The following is an 18,659-nucleotide window of genomic DNA, read 5'->3' on the forward strand; positions in this document are numbered from 1 at the left end:
ATGGTCACAACTTTTTTTACTAGTTTAGGTACGTATCACTTTCTGCAAAATGCTTTGATCACAGCAGTAGCGATTGGGATCGTGGCAGGTGTGATTGGTTGTTTTATTATTTTACGTGGGATGTCATTGATGGGCGACGCCATTTCTCATGCCGTGCTGCCAGGTGTGGCACTGTCTTATATTTTTGGGATCCACTTTTTTGTCGGCGCGATTCTTTTTGGTTTGCTGGCCTCAATGATCATTACGTATATTTCTAACAATAGTTTGATCAAGAGTGATACCGCTATTGGGATCACGTTCAGCTCGTTCTTGGCCCTAGGTGTTATTTTGATTGGTGTAGCCAATAGTTCAACGGATCTATTTCATATTTTATTCGGGAATGTCTTAGCTGTGCAAGATAGCGACAAGTGGCTAACGATCGGGATTGCTTTGGTGGTGATTGCTGTTATTATCGTCTTCTTCCGCCCATTATTGATTACATCATTTGATCCAATGATGGCCAAAGCATTTGGTATGAAAGTGCAGCGATACCACTATCTATTGATGTTTCTTTTAACACTGGTAGCTGTGACTGCGATGCAAAGTGTCGGTACGATTCTGATCGTTGCGTTATTAGTGACACCAGCAGCAACAGCGTACTTGTTCACAAAAGAGTTGAAAAAGATGATGGTGATTGCTGGAATCTTAGGCGGTTTGGCCTCTTTTGTCGGTTTGTTTATCGGCTACAGCTTTAATATTGCTGCTGGATCAAGCATTGTTCTGACAGCCGGTGCCTTCTTTGTTTTAGGTTTTCTCTTCTCACCTAAACAAAAAACAAGCCTAGTCAAACGTTGGACAGTGACTGCTGTTCTAGCGACAGCAGCAGTCGCCGGGGGATTCTTTTTGGCGCAGCAAAACAGTCAATCGAGCCAAACGGATGACAAATTATCGGTGGTTGTCACCAACTCGATCATAGCAGATATCACCAAAAATATTGCAGGAGATAAAATCAATCTGCATAGTATCGTACCAGTCGGCAGAGATCCCCACGAATATGAACCATTAGCTGAAGATGTACGATTGGCAACCGATGCAGATATCCTCTTTTATAATGGGCTGAATTTGGAGACTGGCGGCAATGGCTGGTTTACCAAATTGATGGAGAATGCCAACAAAGTTGCTGACCAAGATTACTATGCGGTCAGTGATGGCGTGGATGTGTTGTATCTTTCAGATGATGAGGATCACAGCAAAGCAGATCCCCATGCTTGGCTGAATTTAGAAAATGGGATGATTTATGCACAAAATATTGCCAAACGTTTAAGTGAAAAAGATCCTGACAATCAAGCATATTATGAAGAAAACTTGGCTAATTATTTGGCTGAATTAACGGAACTCGATGAAAAAGCCAAAGCCAATTTTGCGGGAATTCCAGATGAAAAGAAATTGATCGTGACCAGTGAAGGTGCCTTTAAGTACTTTTCTAAAGCCTATGGCGTGCCATCTGCTTATATTTGGGAGATCAATACTGAAGAAGAAGGAACGCCAGCACAGATCAAAGATTTGGTCGACAAATTACAGTCTTCTGAGGTCGCGTCATTATTTGTCGAAAGCAGTGTCAATACGCGACCAATGCAAAGTGTATCTCGAGATTCAGGGATACCGATATACGGAACCGTCTTTACGGATTCGATTGCCGAACCTGGTGAAGAAGGCGATAGCTATTACCGGATGATGCAATGGAACTTGGATACGATTTATGCCGGCTTATCACAAGAATAAAAGCCAAATAACGTTGGTATACTAAAGAACAGCAGATGCAGCAAGCCATCAAGGTTTGCTGCATCTGCTGCTTTTATTTGAGGTCATTTAGGAAGCTTTTTTTTGCGGTATCAAATGATAGTAGATGATTTCCGGCGAGACACCTAACCGGGCCGGAATCTTTGTCATGCCAACACCACTTGAAACGCTCAATAAGGTTTCTTTGCCGAAAAGATATAACCCCTCTGTATATTTAAGGGCGCCTTTGGTTTTTGCATAGTAAAAGGGCAAGCGAATTTGACCACCGTGACTATGTCCTGACAAAATCAAATCATAGCTTTGGATATTTGTGATCCGCGCCACATAATCAGGCTCATGCAGCAGCAAAATCTGCCATTCTGCTAAAGTGGATTCGTATGAAAAGCTTACTTTCGGGCTCTCGATATCAATACCGGTAATAGACATGGACGTTTTTTCGTCAGAGCCAAATATCGACTCATTATCCAGCAAGGTGAAATCAGCGTTTCGATAGACTTCAGAGACAAAATAGTGTCCATCGTTCAAGTGATCATGGTTGCCTAAGATAGCCACTTTACCCATCGGCGCTTGTAATTTTTTGAGCTTTTCGACTAACCGATTGGTGGAGCGATGGGGCCATTTTTGGTAATTGTCGATCAAATCACCAGTGATGACGATCAGATCGGGGTTATTTTCGATCGTCGAGCGGATGATCCGATTCATACGCCGTGGTTTAAACCAATGAGAAAAATGCAAATCACTGATATGGGCGATGACGATCGTTTCTTCCTCTTGATACATATCGTACGCTTTCGAAATATCAAGAACAGTTTGTTTGTCTTTTTTGATTTGATAGTGACGCTGTTTCAAGCGATGCGGCTCAATGATAAAGGAGTAAAATAGCACGCCTATGGTGAGGAATGCAAGAATAATGAGGACCAACATGGCGAGGCTCCTTTTTTGATTTTTATACTGTCTAGCATAGTAGATTCTACCACAAAATGCAATCGAACAATTAGAATAAAACTAAATAAAAAAATCAGCAAGCAAAACGATCGATCACCGTAAAAAAACCGAATCCCCACATGTAAACAAGGGGATTCGGATGATTTTTATGTTATTTCACTTTTGAAAATTTAAATAAACGTCCTTTATGTTTTTTTGGTACAAGCGCCATGATACAGTCATATGGAACAGTAATCAGCGCCCAAGCAACACCGCGGCTTGACGCAAATCGGTAGTTTTGTTTCAAAATCAAATGCCCACTGATCAACGCGACACCGATACCGCCATAGAATAACCATTGATCATTCCAAGTAGTGAAGTGGTGCAACGCTGTGACCACGAAGGGAAACGTGTAGAAATAAAGTGCAGATAGGACAAAGGTCATATTCTTGGTCAGCTGTCGAATCGTCAGTAAAAAGAATAGGGCAGAAAGCAAAAGACCCAACGGTGGAAATAAGCTGACAAGAAAGGAGTAAAGCACACCCCATAAAATCATACCAGGACCTTTGATCAACGCAGCAATCATCAAAAGAACAAAAAGGAATAAGAGCTGATGCGTGAATGACGCGACTGTTATAAGGGCAAAACTGCCGATGATCAACCAATGAGAAAGTGTATTGATTTGATTGGTTTGTGGCACTTGCTGCTGCAGTTTCAACCACGTGGCAAAATTCGGAAAGTCATGTTGGAATTTGCGCTTGAAATCTTGATCAAATTGTTGATGCGCGTTTTGTTGGCGGTAATACTGATATCTTTTCTTCATGCTAGGCTTTGTTCGTATTGTTGAATCATTTGAAAAAAAGCGGCTGCCAACAACCTTTGATTTTTCCATGAGTACACCTCCAAGTATCTATCTAATGATTAGTATAGGAGAATGTTGACGAAACAGCCTCCATCTTGAGGCGGATTTTTTGTCACTTGCTGAAAGTTTTCTAAAGTCAGCGAAAAAAGCAACCGTGATTCGTTTCTTAAAGCGCCAAAATATGCTAGAGTATAGGAGAACTAAGGAGGCTAATCATGATTTTTGATACACATACCCATTTAAACGCAGAACAATTCAATGAAGATATTCCAGAAACGATTGCCCGAGCCAAAGAACTTGGCGTCACTGAGATGGCGGTGGTTGGTTTTGACCAGCCTACAGTGGAAAAATCTCTGGCCTTAAGTCAGGAATATCCATTCATTTATAGTATTATTGGCTGGCATCCTACTGAAGCAGGAACTTATACAGCAGCAGTTGAGCAGTTCTTAGAAGAACGACTGGATTTGCCCAAAGTGGTTGCCTTAGGAGAGATTGGCTTGGATTATCATTGGATGGAAGATCCAAAAGATATTCAAGAACGGGTCTTCCGCCGACAAATTGCAATTGCAAGAGAACGACATTTGCCAATCAGTATCCATACCCGTGACGCAATCGAGGATACATATAGGATTTTGAAAGATGAGAAGGTGTACGATATTGGCGGGATCATGCATAGTTTTAGTGGTGATGATGAATGGGCCAAGAAATTCCTTGATCTAGGCATGCATATTTCCTTCAGTGGTGTTGTGACCTTTAAGAAAGCGTTGGACGTGCAAGCAGCAGCCAAAATCGTGCCTCAAAACCGTTTGCTGGTTGAAACAGACGCACCTTATCTGGCGCCTGTTCCATATCGAGGCAAACGTAATGAACCAGGCTACACCCATTATGTCGTGGATCAAATTGCTGCGCTACGGGAAGAGTCTCCCCAACAAGTCGCCGGCTACACAACAGAAAATGCCCATCGCTTGTTCAAAATCAATGGCAATTAAACCGCGGATCGAAGAAATCATTGTCGTTGAAGGCAAAGACGACACGCGTCGACTTCAAGAAGTATTCGATGTCGACACCATTGAAACCATCGGATCAGCAATCGATGAAGGCATTTTGGATCAAATCGAACTAGCCCAAGAAACGAGGGGCGTGATCGTCTTTACAGATCCAGATTTTTCAGGGGAAAAAATTCGCAAAATCATTATGGAAGCAGTCCCAGATGCCAAACACGCTTTTTTGCCCCGCAGTCAAGCAGCACCTAAAGGCAAAGGCAGCCTTGGTGTAGAACATGCGAGTCATCAAGCGCTGCGAGAAGCCTTGCAAAAAGTCGTAACACCTATGCATGAACAAGCAGCAACAGAAGGCCAATCAATCGACCGCCAACTACTTTTGGCCTTTGGCCTGATTGCAGGTCCAGGGGCAAAAGAAAAACGAGAACGTCTTGGCGATATTTTGCGGATCGGTTATACCAATGGTAAACAATTAGAAAAAAGACTGGCCATGTTTCGGATCACAGAAGCCGAATTCGCGGCTGCGATGAAAATAGTGGAGGATGAACAATAATGGAAGAACGAGATATTGCTACCCCCTCGAGAACCAAAGAAATATTAGCAAAACATGGCTTTACCTTCAAAAAGAGCTTAGGGCAAAACTTTTTGACAGAACCCAATATTTTACGTAAAATCGTTGAAACTGCTGGAATCAATGAAGAAACCAATGTGATTGAAGTTGGACCTGGGATTGGCGCTTTGACGGAGCAATTGGCCAAACATGCCAAACAAGTTGTGGCCTTTGAAATCGACGATCGTTTGATACCTGTATTGGCAGATACGATGCGGCCTTATCCCAACGTCAAAGTCATCCACCAAGATGTTTTGCAAGCTGACTTAGCGACCACTATTCAGACTGCTTTTGACCAAGAATTACCGCTGAAAGTCGTAGCAAATTTGCCTTATTACATCACAACACCGATCATGATGCACTTTTTGGAAGCCAATGTGCCGGTACAAGAAATGGTGGTCATGATGCAAAAAGAAGTGGCAGATCGAATTTCTGCGTCTCCTGGCACCAAAGCCTACGGGTCCTTATCGATCGCGGTCCAATATTACATGGAAGCCAAATTGGCTTTCATCGTACCGAAGACTGTTTTTGTGCCACAACCAAATGTTGATTCAGCTATTTTAAAATTAACCAGACGGGACACCCCGGCTGTTGCTGTGACAGATGAGAAAGAGTTCTTCAAGTTGACCAAGTCAGCCTTTCATTTACGCCGCAAAACACTATGGAACAATCTGCAAAATACCTATGGCAAAGATGAAGCCACCAAAGCTTGGTTGCATGCCAGTTTAGAAGCCAGTGACATCGATCCAACACGTCGAGGAGAAACATTGTCGCTAGCAGAATTCGCACGTTTGAGTAATGAGATGTTGGCACGCAAGTAACCTGTGTCAATCTATGATGAAACAAAACCCAACCAGTCTGAGCCTTAGCCCACTGGTTGGGTTTTATTTGTGTTTAGCAGTTAGTCTAGGATCAAAGCGAGTGCTTTTTTCAATACATCATCTTTATTTTTATCAGCCAATGTTCGCTTCAAGGTCACTTGAGGAAGAATACCGACATTATGATGGGTTTTACCATTAGGGTGGATCACTTTCTTTGCCGTGACCATAAAGACCCCACCGGTTTGCAGTTTGATCAGTGCAGGTTGACCCGTAGAGCCAGCAGTAGGTTCGCCAATAATCAGCGCACGTTCATTTTGATCAAACAGCATAGCGAAGTTTTCGGCAGAAGAGTACGTTTGGCGATCGATCAACAGTTTCACTTTTTTATCTTTTAAAACACCTTGTCTATGTGCATAGGAATCAAATGCATCTTTTTCTATCAGAAACTGATGATTGAGGTAAATGAACTGTTCGTGGTTACGATAGTCGTCTTCGGTATGATGATAAAGCGCTTGTGTTGTATCGGCATATCTTTCAGCATTTGATTCTTGATAAGCAACCTTTTCCGTATGAAGTGGATCATCGAAAAAAGCTTGCGCAATTTCATTGGCAAAACCAGAATTACCGCCTAAATTACCGCGTATATCGAAAATGATTTCTTGGCTTTCTTGCAAGATCGGTAAGTGTTGATAGAATGTTTCTACAAGTTTCTGATCCATAAAATCTTTGATTTTGACGATATGCTTATTTTGTACTTTAATCATTAAAAGATGCGGACTGTTAAATAAGAGCTGGCCAGCTATCATAGATTCATCTACAGGGAAATCGGCCCACTGTATTTGCGTCCTTAGGAATCTACACGCGATTGTATCGTTTCCTTCAAATGTAATTGTAAATGGATCTTCGGATAACAGAAAGGATGGGTTGTGTTGAAAATAAATGAGTGATAGTGACACATTAGATTGCCAATAATGGGCACACAATAAATCTAAAAACGCGTCAGCAGCCATGCCATTGATTTCTTTTATCGGTTCAAAAAGATAGGGCTTATAGTCAGGCGTACACGCAACAATGACCAGTTTGTCTTCAATGATTTCAAGCTTAAAAGGGAAGTAGCTGGTTTTTTCTTTGATTTGTTTGGGTAGATAGACAAGTGAATGGCCATCATCCAGAATGGACACAAAGCGCATCAAACCTTGATAGAAATCATTGAGAGATGTATCTTTAGTAACCGTCATGATTAAATCTGTATAATGCTTGTCCCATTCTTTTAGTAAAGCGTCAGTCCAGTAGGGGAATAGATTCAATGCTTGATAATAAATCGTGGTCATATCTAAAATCATTTTTCTTAACATGCCTTCACTCCTAAAGATAAATAGTATGTGATTATTGTAACATATGTCTTTATATGCAAGCCGCGTGTCTGATGCTTATAGGCATGATTTTTGATCTTTTGTGTCTTGACACCTCAGTGAAAGACAGGTAGAATAAGCTCATTAAACGTGTCAAGACACATTGAGGGAGTTAGGAAAATGAAAAATCATTCTATACGTCATTTGACCATTGCTGCATTATTGATCGGGATGGGGATCGTGATACCAATGGTCATGCCAAAAATCGTGATTGGTCCAGCATCGTTTACTTTAGCGAGTCATGTACCAGTCTTTGTTGCGATGTTTTTCTCACCTGCAATGGCGATCGCAGTTGCATTGGGTACTACATTTGGGTTCTTTTTGTCATTACCGCCGATAATCGCACTACGGGCATTGTCTCATGTGGTTTTTGCGATGATAGGTGCGATCTATCTACAAAAACATTCAAGCATTCTTTTGAAAAACGGCAAGCCTTCGCTCTTCAATGGACGGCTGCAATTTTTTAATTTGGTGATTGGTCTAATTCATTCTGCGGTTGAAATGGGGGTCGTGGCACTGTTTTACTTTACAGGTAATGTGCCTGGAACATCTTTTGATGGGAATTTCTACTATTTCCTTTTCGTTTTGATGGGGATCGGTGGCCTGATCCATAGTCTGATTGATTTCAATTTGGCTTATTTTGTTGCTGGTGCTTTGAGTAAGCAATTTGAAATCAAAGCATTCACACAAGCGAAACAACGCTTTTTGAAAAAACAAAAAAGTATGGCATCATAAAATAAAGCTTCTCACAGCGCTGGTATAAATCCAGCGCTGTTTTCGATAGCGGCGATCTGCAAAAAGAGGGACGGCGATTTTATTTGACGATTCCATTTATAGTGAAAAGTAAAAAAACAAGAATATTCTCGTTGACAGTAGATGAAAAAACAATTATAATTTTTGGAAATTAAGTGAAGAATTTGATGAACGTTGAAGAGAAGAGTAGCAAATCGACAAAGGTACAGAGACTCCGGTTGGTGAGAAAGGAGACATGCGGCGATGTGTGAAGATGAACTCTGAGTTTTTATTTGGTTCACGCCAAACAAACGGTATGCGCCCGTTACCGCGCCAAGTATCTTAGTGTACTGTTGAGGTGTTATTTGTGAGAATAGCACGAATGAGGGTGGTAACGCGTATCAGTCGTCCCTTTTGCCGTAAGGCAAAAGGGGCGGCTTTTTTGTATTTGTACAGGACCCAAAAAGACAACTCCCCAATAAGCAATGGCCCATTACATCAAAAGGAGAGAAAGAAATGCCGATCATTATCCCTAAAGAACTGCCAGCAGCTTCCCTATTGCAAAAAGAAAATATCTTTGCTTTATTGCAGCACAAGGCGGTGCAGCAAGAGATCCGTCCCTTGAAAATCGCCATCGTCAATTTAATGCCGCAAAAGATTGCAACGGAAAATCAGCTGTTGCGGCTGCTTTCTCAAAGCCCCTTGCAGATTGATGTCACATTATTAAAAATGACTTGCCATGAAAGTAAGCACACGTCTTTGAATCATATGGAAAAGTTTTATCAAACATTCTCTAAGATCAAACCGCAGCGTTTTGATGGGTTGATCATCACCGGTGCACCGGTAGAAAAAATACCTTTTGAAGCAATTGATTATTGGCAAGAATTGCAAGACATCATGAAGTGGAGCCAAACCAACTGCACCTCTGTGCTTCATATTTGCTGGGGAGCCCAAGCTGGACTTTATTATCACTATGGTGTCGATAAGGTCCGTTATCCACAAAAATTATTTGGTGTTTTTGAACAGGCGGTGACCCACTTTCATCCTTTAGTGCGGGGATTTGATGATGTTTTTTTCACACCCCATTCCCGTTACACGGGCATCGATGAAGCGCAGTTGAAGCAAACATCGCTGGAAGTATTGGCTGCCGGCGACGATACTGGACCAACGATCTTTGTATCGAAGGATCATAAAAATGTCTTTTTACTCGGTCATTTTGAATACCATACCTCAACATTGAAGGAAGAATATTTACGAGATCTAGCGCGCGGCTTAGAGACCCCCTTACCGAAAAATTACTTTGCTGACGATCGCCTAGGGGGAAAAATCACCAATCGCTGGCGTGGACATGCGTCCTTATTTTTTAGTAATTGGGTCAATGAAACCTATCAACGGACACCTTATGATTTGACGATCCAACCGACCAAAGAAGGCTATCGTATTGGGAACGAGTTAGAAGGGAGAGCGCGTATCAATGATGACTGAGGCTTTTATTTCAGCGTATGCACAAGACCGCAAGCATACGGATTCTTTGAAGTGGGATCTGGTGGATCAACGCTTTGGCGGCAAAGATTTGCTGCCACTATGGGTGGCAGATATGGATTTTTCGGCCCCTTCTGCTGTGACTGAAGCATTGTACCGCCGTGTCGAGCAAGGGGTATTCGGATATAGTATCGTCCCGACAGATTACGTTGCTGCCTATCAAGGATGGCAAGACCGTCATTGGCAAACGCAGTTTCTAGATTGTTGGCTCAGGTTTTCCACAGGTGTTGTCCAATCCTTGTATGATTTGCTTCATTGTTTCACAACAGCGGGAGACGCCGTTTTGATCCAACCACCTGTTTATTATCCCTTTTTTGATAGTATCAAGGACACCAAACGACGATTGATCGCGGCACCGTTGATTGCCGAAAATCAAACCTATCAGATTGATTTTGCTGCATTTGAACGTAAAATCCAAGAAGAAGCAGTGAAACTATTTATCTTTTGCTCACCGCATAATCCTGTCGGGCGGGTTTGGCTCTTTGATGAAATAAAGCAATTGTTGGCAATTTGCCAAAAACATCAAGTACTGGTGATCGCTGATGAAATCCATGGGGAATTGATAGCTCCTGGACAACGATTCGTATCGACGGTGACTGTAGCAGAAGCGATTGGCTTTCAAGGGCTGATTGTGGTCAATTCACCCTCAAAAACCTTTAATTTAGCTGGGTTACTCTTGTCTCATATCTGGTTGCCCAATGACTTGCTGAGACAGGAATATGATGTGTGGGCAAAAAAATACAAACAAACGGAAGTCAACATCTTTGGGCTGACAGCAGCAAAAGCGGCTTATCAAGATGGTGACAGCTGGTTGGACCATATCTTAGCGATCATTACGCAAAATGCCCACTATGTTGCAAAAAAGCTGCATGCAAAAGTACCTGAAGCCAAAATTGCCCCACTAGAAGGAACCTATCTATTATGGATCGATTTGCGCAGCTTAAAGGTGGCAGACATCAAAAAACTGGTACAAGGCAGCGCTGGATTAGCTGTTGATTACGGTGCTTGGTTTTCGCAAGCGTATGATGGGTTTATTCGTTTGAATCTTGCGACAACCCCAACGATCATTCAAACTGCTTTGGATCGATTGATTCAAGCAATCGACACCTATAAACAGCATCATAGATTCGAGGAGGATTTACATGACAATTGATATTGCAACATTTCTCGCACAATTAGGCAATCATTCAGACAAACAAACGGGGGCCATCAGCGCACCTATCTATCTATCCACCACATTTGCCCATCCAGAATTAGGTCAAAGTACCGGCTATGATTACACGCGGACTAAAAACCCCACACGGGATATTTTGGAGTCTGGTCTCGCACAGCTGGAAAAAGGTGCCAGAGCAGTGGTCACCAGTTCAGGCATGAGCGCGATCGCCTTGATTTTCGATTTGTTTCCCAGTAGTAGTCGCTTTCTGGTTTCTCGAGATCTTTATGGCGGCAGTTTTCGCTACTTCGATGCATTGGAAAAACGACAAATCGCAACTTTTGACACCTTCAGTACCATTGAAGAACTGGCAGACAAAGCAACAGCTGGATTAACGGCAGTCTTTCTAGAAACACCCACCAATCCATTGATGACGACCACAGACATTGCTGCAACGGCCAAGATCGCCCATCAATATGATGCCCTTTTGATCGTCGACAATACTTTTTTGACCCCATTGCGACAATTGCCCTTAGAAGCAGGTGCTGATATCGTGATCCATTCAGGAACCAAGTTCTTGTCTGGACATAATGATCTATTGGCTGGGGTCGTGGTGGCCAAAGAGGCAGCCCTCGGGGAAAGGCTGCATTTCCTTGCCAATACAACTGGACCGACATTGAGTAGTTTCGATACATGGTTGTTTATTCGCAGCTTGAAGACATTGCCGCTGCGCTTGGAGAAACAAGAAGCCAACGCCAAAAAGGTCGTTGCATTTTTGAAAAAACATCCACTGGTCAAAGAGGTCCTTTATCCTGAAGTTGGTGCCATGGTCAGTATCCGAGTCAAAGACGCGGAGAAAATCAGTGCCTTTTTGAAGGCATTAACGGTATTTACATTTGCTGAAAGTTTAGGAGGTGTGGAAAGTCTGATCACCTATCCAACAACGCAGACCCATGCGGATATTCCCCAAAATTTACGGGAATCATATGGATTGACCCCAGATCTGTTGCGACTATCGATTGGTATCGAAAGTCAGCAAGACTTGATCAATGATTTGGAACAAGCATTACAAGTATTTCAATAAGCCCTTCAAAGGTCAGTCTAATATATAGGCATTCAGACGATTTACATGCCTATTCATATGAAGTAATTTTATTGACAGTTTCAGATGTATAGGATAAAGTTACACTACATATGAATGGTCATTCCGATGTCTTTGCTTAGATACTGGCTGTTTTGACTAGTGTTTGCAAAATCGCCTATATGCAATTGGCCTAGGTGCCTTTGAGAGGCATTCGATCAAGACAAGTGACTGATCTGAGGAGGGAATAAAAGGGGATAAAAGGAAGATGAAAAAATATTTGGTTCGCTTGTCAGTAGGTTTGGTTAGCTTATTGACAGCAGGAGCGCTTGCCGCTTGCGGCAACAGCAATGTCACAGAAGAAACGACTGTGAAATTAGGTGTTGTCGGAGAACAAAATGAGGCTTGGGAACATGTCCAAGAAGCATTAAAAGAAGAAAACATTGATTTGCAATTGGTGAAATTCACGGATTATCGGCAACCCATCGTTGCCTTAGAAGATGGCTCGATCGATTTGCATGCCGCATTGACAGAGATTTTCATGGACAATGTCAATGAAGAAAGCGGCTATTCCAATACGACGATCGCCTATACGACACTGAATCCTTTAGGCATTTATTCCGAGAAGATCACTGACATCAGCGAGTTGCCAGATGGTGCCACAGTAGCACTGCCCAATGATGTGTCCAATGAAAGCCGCGCATTGTTGTTATTGCAGACCGCCGGGTTGATTACATTAGATGAATCAAAAGGGTTGCTGCCGACCACCAACGATGTTACTGACAATCCTCAACATCTAGTGTTTGAACTGTTGGATTCCAATCAAACCGCACGGGCCTTGACAGATGTTGATATTTCACTGATCAATAATGGCATGGCAGTAGATGCTGGGTTGGTTCCAACTGAAGATGCGATTTACTTGGAACCGGTGGCGGATTCTTCGACGCCTTATTACAATGTGATCGCGGCACGAGCAGATGAAAAAGACAATGACGTGTATCAAACCGTCGTCAAGTATTATCAGACGGATGAAGTGAAAGCAATTATAGATGAAGTTACAAAAAAATCGAGTATACCTGTATGGGAATAGGAAGTAGGATAAATATGATAAATTGGAAAAAAGGTTTAGCAAGTATTGCTGTGATCGGGTTAGGATTCGCTCTAGCAGCTTGCGGTTCTTCAAATAGTACAGACGAAACGACAAATAATTCAACGATTGCAACAGCAGATGATTCAACTTTCACGTATGCAATCAGTGGCGATCCTTCATCAACAAACCCAATCAACACCAGTGACCGTTGGGGGTTGACTGTCACCAACATGATTTATTCACCGCTGGTAGCCGTTGAAGCGGATGGTACCACCAAAAATGTGTTGGCTGATTCCGTTGAAGCTGCAGAAGATGGCCTTTCAGTAACGGTTAAATTGAAACAAGACATCAAATGGTCTGATGGAGAAGCCTTTACTGCTGATGATGTAGTATTCACATATGAGCAAAAAGTCAAAAAAGAAAATGGCAATGCTGACTCATTATGGGTGAAAGATCAACCAATATCCATTGAAAAAGTCGATGATTACACAGTGAAATTCGTTTTACCTTCACCTAGTGCATCGGCGGTCAGCAATATCGCGACAGAAACATACATCATTCCTGAACATATTTACAAAGATGTCTCAGACTTTTCAGTAGCAGAATTGCCAGAATCACCAGTAGGGACAGGACCTTACAAGTTAAAAGAATACAAGCGCGGCGAGTACTTCACTTTCGAAGCCAATGAAAACTATTTTGAAGGCGCCCCTTCAATCAAAAATGTGACACTTAGAATCATTGAAAGTACCGATACCGCGAAAGTCGCTTTGCAAAAAGGGGAAGTCGATGCAACTGTTGTCTTGCCTTCAGACATTGAAGACTTAGACGATTCTCAAATCACAGTGTATCCTTATACAGAAAACCGGATCGGATACTTAGGTTTGAATACAAATACCGATGCGTTAAAAGATGTCAAAGTCCGTCAAGCGGTATTATATGCACTGAACAAAGATGAATTGAATCAAGGGGCATACTTAAGCGATGAATACTACGATACACCGTATTCATTCTTGCCGCCCAATAATCCATACGTGACTGATGATGTGGAAAAATATGACACCAATGTCGATAAAGCCAAAGAATTATTGCAAGAAGCTGGCGTTTCTGATTTGACATTGAACCTTGCGTTCACATCAACAGATCCAGCACAAACGATTCAAGCAACGCTGATCCAACAACAACTACAGCAAGCAGGCATCACGGTCAACCTTGAAGGCGGCGATGGTACAGCTATTTTCACTGAGTTGAACAAAGCGGACTCAACCAAATACAACTTGTTCCTTGGTGGCTACATCATGGGGAATGATCCTGATTTATATGCCCGTTTATTTACAACCGGTGGTGGATCAAATTACTTCCAAGCCAAAATCGACGCTATCGATAGCTTGTTCGCTGAAGCAGCTGTTGAATTAGATGCTGACAAACGCGCTGATTTATACAATGAATTGCAGCAAGTGGTCGCAGAGGAAGCAATCATCTACCCAATCGTTGACAATAAGAAAATTTTAGCGGTCAATAACCGAATCGGAAATGTAGAGGATGCGTCATTGATTCCAATCTACACTTTCGAAGATATGTCTAAATTGACGATCAAGTAATCCGTTGGCTGTGATAAAGCGTGTTTATCACAGCCTTTTTTTGATGAACAAGAAAGTAGGTTAATCATGTTCCGATACATTGCCAAACGAATCTTGCAAGCCATTCCCTTGCTTTTCGTTATTTCATTTATTGTTTTTTCTCTCATACATATTGCCCCGTATGATGTGATTGATTCGATCACAACGCCCAATATGACGCAAGAACAAGTTGATCTGCTGCGTCAGCGTTATGGTTTGGATCAACCATTTTTGGTCCAATATTTTCTGTGGATCAAAAATATCTTGTCCGGAAATCTAGGCTTTTCTTTGGTTTCCCAAAACAGTATCTCATCAGAATTGGCTACCCGCATCCCGAATACGATTCGCTTGGTCTTGCCAGCGTATTTGACCGCTTTGGTCCTAGCCATCGTTTTAGGCTTGTTGGCAGCAGCCAACAAAGGCAAAATCTGGGATCGAATCATTGATGCAGTTGCTTCCTTGGGGATTGCTGTGCCTACATTTTGGTTTGCCATGATTTTGATTTACGTTTTTGGTTATTTATTGAATATGTTCCCAATTATTGGGATGCATACTGTCGGCAAAGAAGGGGATTTTGGCGATTTTATGCAACACTTCATCTTGCCATATATTACCTTGACGGTGGCTTTCTTCCCAGATTTGACCAGATATATTCGGGCGTCAGCGACACAACAAGTTTCAGAAGATTATGTGATGGTGCAGCAAGCCTTCCATGCCAGCAAATGGCAAATCTTTAGTCGGCATATCAGCCGAAACATTTTGATTCCCGTTGTGACCCAAATCGGGTTGGCATTGCCGATGCTGGTCACCGGCGCGATCATTACGGAAACGATCTATGGCTGGCCAGGTGTCGGACCTTATTTGATGAGTGCCACCAAAAGCTTAGATTATCCAGTGATCATGGCGATCATGCTCTTATCCGCCACTTTAGTCATTATGGGGAATTTGCTGGCGGATGTCCTATATTCAGTGGTCGATCCGCGGATACGTAAAGGAGGGAGCAAGTAGTGAAACGAGTAAAAACAATTGGCAAAACGATTTTTTCATCACCTGTTTACACCTTTTCTGTCCTCTTTTTGACGTTGTTGATCATCTTATCATTGGTTGCGCCTTTGATTCCCATTGATCCGAATGCAACTGATGTCAGCAACATGTCACAGCCGCCTAGTTTGACCCATCTTTTTGGGACAGATGAAGTTGGGCGCGATTACTTTATCCGTGTTGTCTACGGTGGTCGGGTATCCTTGCTGGTAGGTGTCTTAGCGATGATCACCGCCACGTTGATCGGTACTTTGGTCGGGTTGACTGCAGGATACTTTGGCGGATGGCTGGACAGCCTGTTGATGCGCATTGTTGATGTACTTTCATCGATTCCATGGCTCGTACTTGTGATCGTACTGAGTGTCTTTTTGCGTCCTGGTTTATCCACGATCATTATCGTGATCGGTGGTTTTTCTTGGATGAGTATCGCCAGGTTGATTCGTGGGGAGACCCTAGCTGCAAAGGAACGAGAATACGTCGCTTATGGCCAATTTATTGGCCGTTCATCGATCAGTATCATTTTCAAACACGTGTTTCCAGCAGTCTTGCCGACATTGATCGTGGCAGCGTCCGCAAGTATTTCCAGCGCTATCATGACTGAATCCGCATTGAGTTTCCTTGGATTAGGGATCCAGCAACCAATGGCATCGTGGGGCAGTTTGTTGCAAAATGCCCAAAACAGCTTGCAGCGGGCACCTTATATGGCGATCTTGCCTGGGCTGTTTGTTATTTTTACGATTTATTCCTTCAATAATATCGGAGACATGATCAAACATGTGCTCCAAAGAGAGGTGTGACCATGACAAAGGAATTATTGACTATCAAAGGATTGCAGGTCACCTTCAAGAACAAGCAAGGGGAAAAACGACTGGTCAAAGACGTTGATTTATCGATTCCTAAAGGTCAAGTGGTGGGGATCGTTGGCGAATCTGGCAGCGGAAAAAGTATGACCATGAAAAGTGTGATGGATCTTTTGCCTGAAAATGTCAGTGACCAATTTGATACCTACACATTTGATGGACAACCAATCACCAATCGACGTCAATTACCGATTGCGATGATCTTTCAAGACCCAATGACTTCACTAAACCCATTAAGAACCATCGGGTATCACTTAATAGAGGTGATTCGCCGTAATCGATCCATCAGCAAAAAAGCCGCCCAAGAAGCAGCCATCCAAGAATTGACTAAAGTCGGGATCCCTTTTCCGGCACAGCGGATGAAACAATATCCCCATGAATTGTCGGGGGGGATGCGGCAGCGGGTGATGATTGCGATGGCATTGTTGGCTCAGCCAGAACTGCTAATCGCTGACGAGCCTACCACAGCATTGGATGTAACGATCCAAGCCCAAATTTTGGCGTTGATCAAGACATTGCAAAGAGAAAATCAATTATCCGTGGTTTTGGTGACCCATGACTTTGGTGTTGTTGCCGGGATGTGTGATTATATCAAAGTCATGTATCAAGGTCGCGTGGTGGAAGAAGGCACCACCGAGGATATTTTTTATCAGCCTGTTCATCCATATACCAAACAATTGCTGCAAGCCGCCCATCTCGGCGACAAGCATGCAGAGTTGAAAATATTCAATTATCAAGAACAACTCCCTGATGTGTTGACGATGCAAGAAGTGAGTGCAACACATCGGGTGTGGTTGAGTCAGGAGGCTGCATCATGGAAGAATTGATCCGCGTCGAACACGCGTCTAAAACCTTTCGCAGCAAAAATTGGCGGGGGATCGTCAATGAAGTACGCGCAGTAGAAGATGTGTCATTGACGATCCATCGCGGTGAAACATTGGGATTGGTGGGGGAGTCTGGCAGTGGTAAAACAACGTTGGGCCGTAGTATTCTCAATCTGGAACAACTGACATCGGGCAAGGTCTTTTATGCAGGACAAAATCTTGCGTCTTTGTCTGAAAGTGACCGAAAAGCGGCTTATCAGCATATGCAGGTCATTTTTCAGGATCCGTATTCCTCGTTGAATCCACGGATGACCGCCTTGGAGCTCGTGATGGAACCTTTATTGACAGACAGTAAAGAAGTCGCTATAGTTAAGGCCAAAGAAATTCTTTCAATTGTGGGTATCACCGGTGAAGATGTCTATAAACTGCCGAAAAGTTTCAGTGGCGGACAACGACAACGGATCGGCATCGCTCGGGCAGTGGTCAATCGACCAGCTTTTGTATTGTGTGATGAACCAACTTCAGCATTGGATGTATCGATCCAAGCCCAAATCATTCAATTGTTGCTGCAGCTGCAAAAAGAGTTTTCTTTATCCTATCTCTTTATTTCACATGACTTGTCTGTGATTCGTCATATCAGTGACCGAACGGCAGTTATGTATCAAGGAAAATTGGTTGAATTGGCCCCAACACAGCAGCTTTTTGATGACCCGCAACACCCGTATACCAAGAAATTACTCGCCGCAGCGCCAATTGCTGATCCGGTATTGGCTCGCGCAGCTATGGCACAACCAGAAATCAATCAAACCATCCAGTTGACCCCGCACTTCGAATGGATCGAAGTCGCAGAGGGACACTACGTAAGGAGAGAACAACAATGACAGTCGAAACATTAACGATACACGAAGGCAATAATGGTTATGATAAATTTGAAATGCAGACACCAAACGGCGATTGGATATTAGGCAGAGAACAGGGCTACTCTCCTGTTCAAATGCTTGTCAGCGCTGTGGCAGCTTGTGGCGGCTATGTGTACCGCTCTGTTTTGAAAAATTCAAAAATAGAGGCTGAGATCAGCAAGATCGAAGTCAGTTATGACCGCGATCCAGAGAAAAAAGCAGAACCAGTCAGTGCCATCCAAATCAAATTTAGCGCCAAAGTTGCAGAAGCAGACCAAGAAAAAGCCATTCGCTGTTTGAAATTGATCTCGCCAAATTGCCCAGTGATACAATCATTGGACCCGACAATCCAAGTCACAGAAACAGTGGTGTTTATCTAAATGCAAAAGACGATCATCACGAGCCAATAGCG

General features: G+C 42.9%; 18 protein-coding genes and 1 pseudogene. 16 read left to right on the top strand and 3 right to left on the bottom strand.

Annotated elements, in window-relative coordinates; genetic code table 11:
* Positions 1 to 753 (top strand): annotated as a pseudogene (locus IGI41_RS03980) (iron chelate uptake ABC transporter family permease subunit); the annotation flags it as partial.
* 129 nt (positions 754 to 882) lie between these two features.
* Positions 883 to 1,761 carry a metal ABC transporter solute-binding protein, Zn/Mn family gene (locus IGI41_RS03985; RefSeq protein ID WP_430612726.1) on the top strand — a complete coding sequence of 293 codons (879 nt, stop codon included), beginning with the start codon at positions 883 to 885 and terminating at the stop codon, positions 1,759 to 1,761.
* A gap of 87 nt (positions 1,762 to 1,848) precedes the next feature.
* Here the strand turns inward: IGI41_RS03985 and IGI41_RS03990 are convergent, their stop codons facing one another.
* Positions 1,849 to 2,703, bottom strand: coding sequence for a metallophosphoesterase (locus IGI41_RS03990; protein WP_430611435.1), 855 nt, complete (start codon positions 2,701 to 2,703; stop codon positions 1,849 to 1,851).
* Positions 2,704 to 2,875: 172 nt separating this feature from the next.
* Positions 2,876 to 3,595, bottom strand: a complete 720-nt coding sequence (locus IGI41_RS03995; RefSeq protein ID WP_430611437.1) for a hypothetical protein — start codon at positions 3,593 to 3,595, stop codon at positions 2,876 to 2,878.
* Positions 3,596 to 3,780: 185 nt separating this feature from the next.
* On the opposite strand from IGI41_RS03995, the gene IGI41_RS04000 reads away from it, so the two are divergent.
* Genes IGI41_RS04000 through rsmA form a run of 3 tightly spaced genes read left to right on the top strand, consistent with a single transcriptional unit; the run spans position 3,781 to position 5,997 of the window.
* Positions 3,781 to 4,554, top strand: a complete 774-nt coding sequence (locus IGI41_RS04000; RefSeq protein WP_430611439.1) for a TatD family hydrolase — start codon at positions 3,781 to 3,783, stop codon at positions 4,552 to 4,554.
* Positions 4,544 to 5,119: a ribonuclease M5 gene (gene rnmV, locus IGI41_RS04005; RefSeq protein ID WP_430611441.1), complete on the top strand. Its 576-nt coding sequence runs from the start codon at positions 4,544 to 4,546 to the stop codon at positions 5,117 to 5,119. Before IGI41_RS04000 ends, rnmV begins: the two co-directional genes overlap by 11 nt.
* Complete coding sequence (rsmA, locus tag IGI41_RS04010; protein WP_430612728.1) at positions 5,116 to 5,997, top strand: 16S rRNA (adenine(1518)-N(6)/adenine(1519)-N(6))-dimethyltransferase RsmA; 882 nt, start codon at positions 5,116 to 5,118, stop codon at positions 5,995 to 5,997. Before rnmV ends, rsmA begins: the two co-directional genes overlap by 4 nt.
* 80 nt (positions 5,998 to 6,077) lie before the next feature.
* Here the strand turns inward: rsmA and IGI41_RS04015 are convergent, their stop codons facing one another.
* Positions 6,078 to 7,352 carry a S41 family peptidase gene (locus tag IGI41_RS04015; protein ID WP_430611443.1) on the bottom strand — a complete coding sequence of 425 codons (1,275 nt, stop codon included), beginning with the start codon at positions 7,350 to 7,352 and terminating at the stop codon, positions 6,078 to 6,080.
* A 177-nt stretch (positions 7,353 to 7,529) separates the two neighbouring features.
* Between IGI41_RS04015 and IGI41_RS04020 the strand changes: the two genes are divergently transcribed.
* The 11 genes from IGI41_RS04020 (at position 7,530) to IGI41_RS04070 (ending at position 18,627) form a co-directional block, all read left to right on the top strand.
* Positions 7,530 to 8,144, top strand: a complete 615-nt coding sequence (locus IGI41_RS04020) for a hypothetical protein (protein WP_430611445.1) — start codon at positions 7,530 to 7,532, stop codon at positions 8,142 to 8,144.
* A gap of 513 nt (positions 8,145 to 8,657) precedes the next feature.
* Positions 8,658 to 9,626, top strand: a complete 969-nt coding sequence (locus tag IGI41_RS04025; protein ID WP_430611447.1) for a homoserine O-succinyltransferase — start codon at positions 8,658 to 8,660, stop codon at positions 9,624 to 9,626.
* Entirely contained in the window at positions 9,616 to 10,836 is a 1,221-nt protein-coding gene (locus tag IGI41_RS04030) for a MalY/PatB family protein (protein ID WP_430611449.1), read from the top strand. Before IGI41_RS04025 ends, IGI41_RS04030 begins: the two co-directional genes overlap by 11 nt.
* Positions 10,826 to 11,920, top strand: coding sequence for a PLP-dependent transferase (locus IGI41_RS04035; protein WP_430611451.1), 1,095 nt, complete (start codon positions 10,826 to 10,828; stop codon positions 11,918 to 11,920). The genes IGI41_RS04030 and IGI41_RS04035 overlap by 11 nt, the downstream gene beginning before the upstream one ends.
* A gap of 265 nt (positions 11,921 to 12,185) precedes the next feature.
* Positions 12,186 to 13,007, top strand: a complete 822-nt coding sequence (locus IGI41_RS04040; RefSeq protein ID WP_430611453.1) for a MetQ/NlpA family ABC transporter substrate-binding protein — start codon at positions 12,186 to 12,188, stop codon at positions 13,005 to 13,007.
* Between the two features lie 14 nt (positions 13,008 to 13,021).
* A complete protein-coding gene (locus IGI41_RS04045) occupies positions 13,022 to 14,605 on the top strand; it encodes an ABC transporter substrate-binding protein (protein ID WP_430611455.1) in 1,584 nt (527 codons plus the stop codon).
* A gap of 66 nt (positions 14,606 to 14,671) precedes the next feature.
* Positions 14,672 to 15,631, top strand: a complete 960-nt coding sequence (locus IGI41_RS04050; protein WP_430611457.1) for an ABC transporter permease — start codon at positions 14,672 to 14,674, stop codon at positions 15,629 to 15,631.
* The gene (locus IGI41_RS04055) at positions 15,631 to 16,461 is read left to right on the top strand and encodes an ABC transporter permease (RefSeq protein WP_430611459.1); all 831 of its coding nucleotides are present in this window, start codon (positions 15,631 to 15,633) and stop codon (positions 16,459 to 16,461) included. The genes IGI41_RS04050 and IGI41_RS04055 overlap by 1 nt, the downstream gene beginning before the upstream one ends.
* A gap of 2 nt (positions 16,462 to 16,463) precedes the next feature.
* On the top strand, positions 16,464 to 17,351 hold the full coding sequence (locus tag IGI41_RS04060) for an ABC transporter ATP-binding protein (protein ID WP_430611461.1): 888 nt from the start codon (positions 16,464 to 16,466) through the stop codon (positions 17,349 to 17,351).
* The gene (locus IGI41_RS04065) at positions 17,339 to 18,229 is read left to right on the top strand and encodes an ATP-binding cassette domain-containing protein (protein WP_430611463.1); all 891 of its coding nucleotides are present in this window, start codon (positions 17,339 to 17,341) and stop codon (positions 18,227 to 18,229) included. Before IGI41_RS04060 ends, IGI41_RS04065 begins: the two co-directional genes overlap by 13 nt.
* Complete coding sequence (locus IGI41_RS04070; protein ID WP_430611465.1) at positions 18,226 to 18,627, top strand: OsmC family protein; 402 nt, start codon at positions 18,226 to 18,228, stop codon at positions 18,625 to 18,627. The genes IGI41_RS04065 and IGI41_RS04070 overlap by 4 nt, the downstream gene beginning before the upstream one ends.
* The last annotated feature ends 32 nt before the right edge of the window (positions 18,628 to 18,659 follow it).

It is taken from the genome of Enterococcus sp. DIV0876 (assembly GCF_050529585.1).
GTDB lineage: Bacteria > Bacillota > Bacilli > Lactobacillales > Enterococcaceae > Enterococcus_D.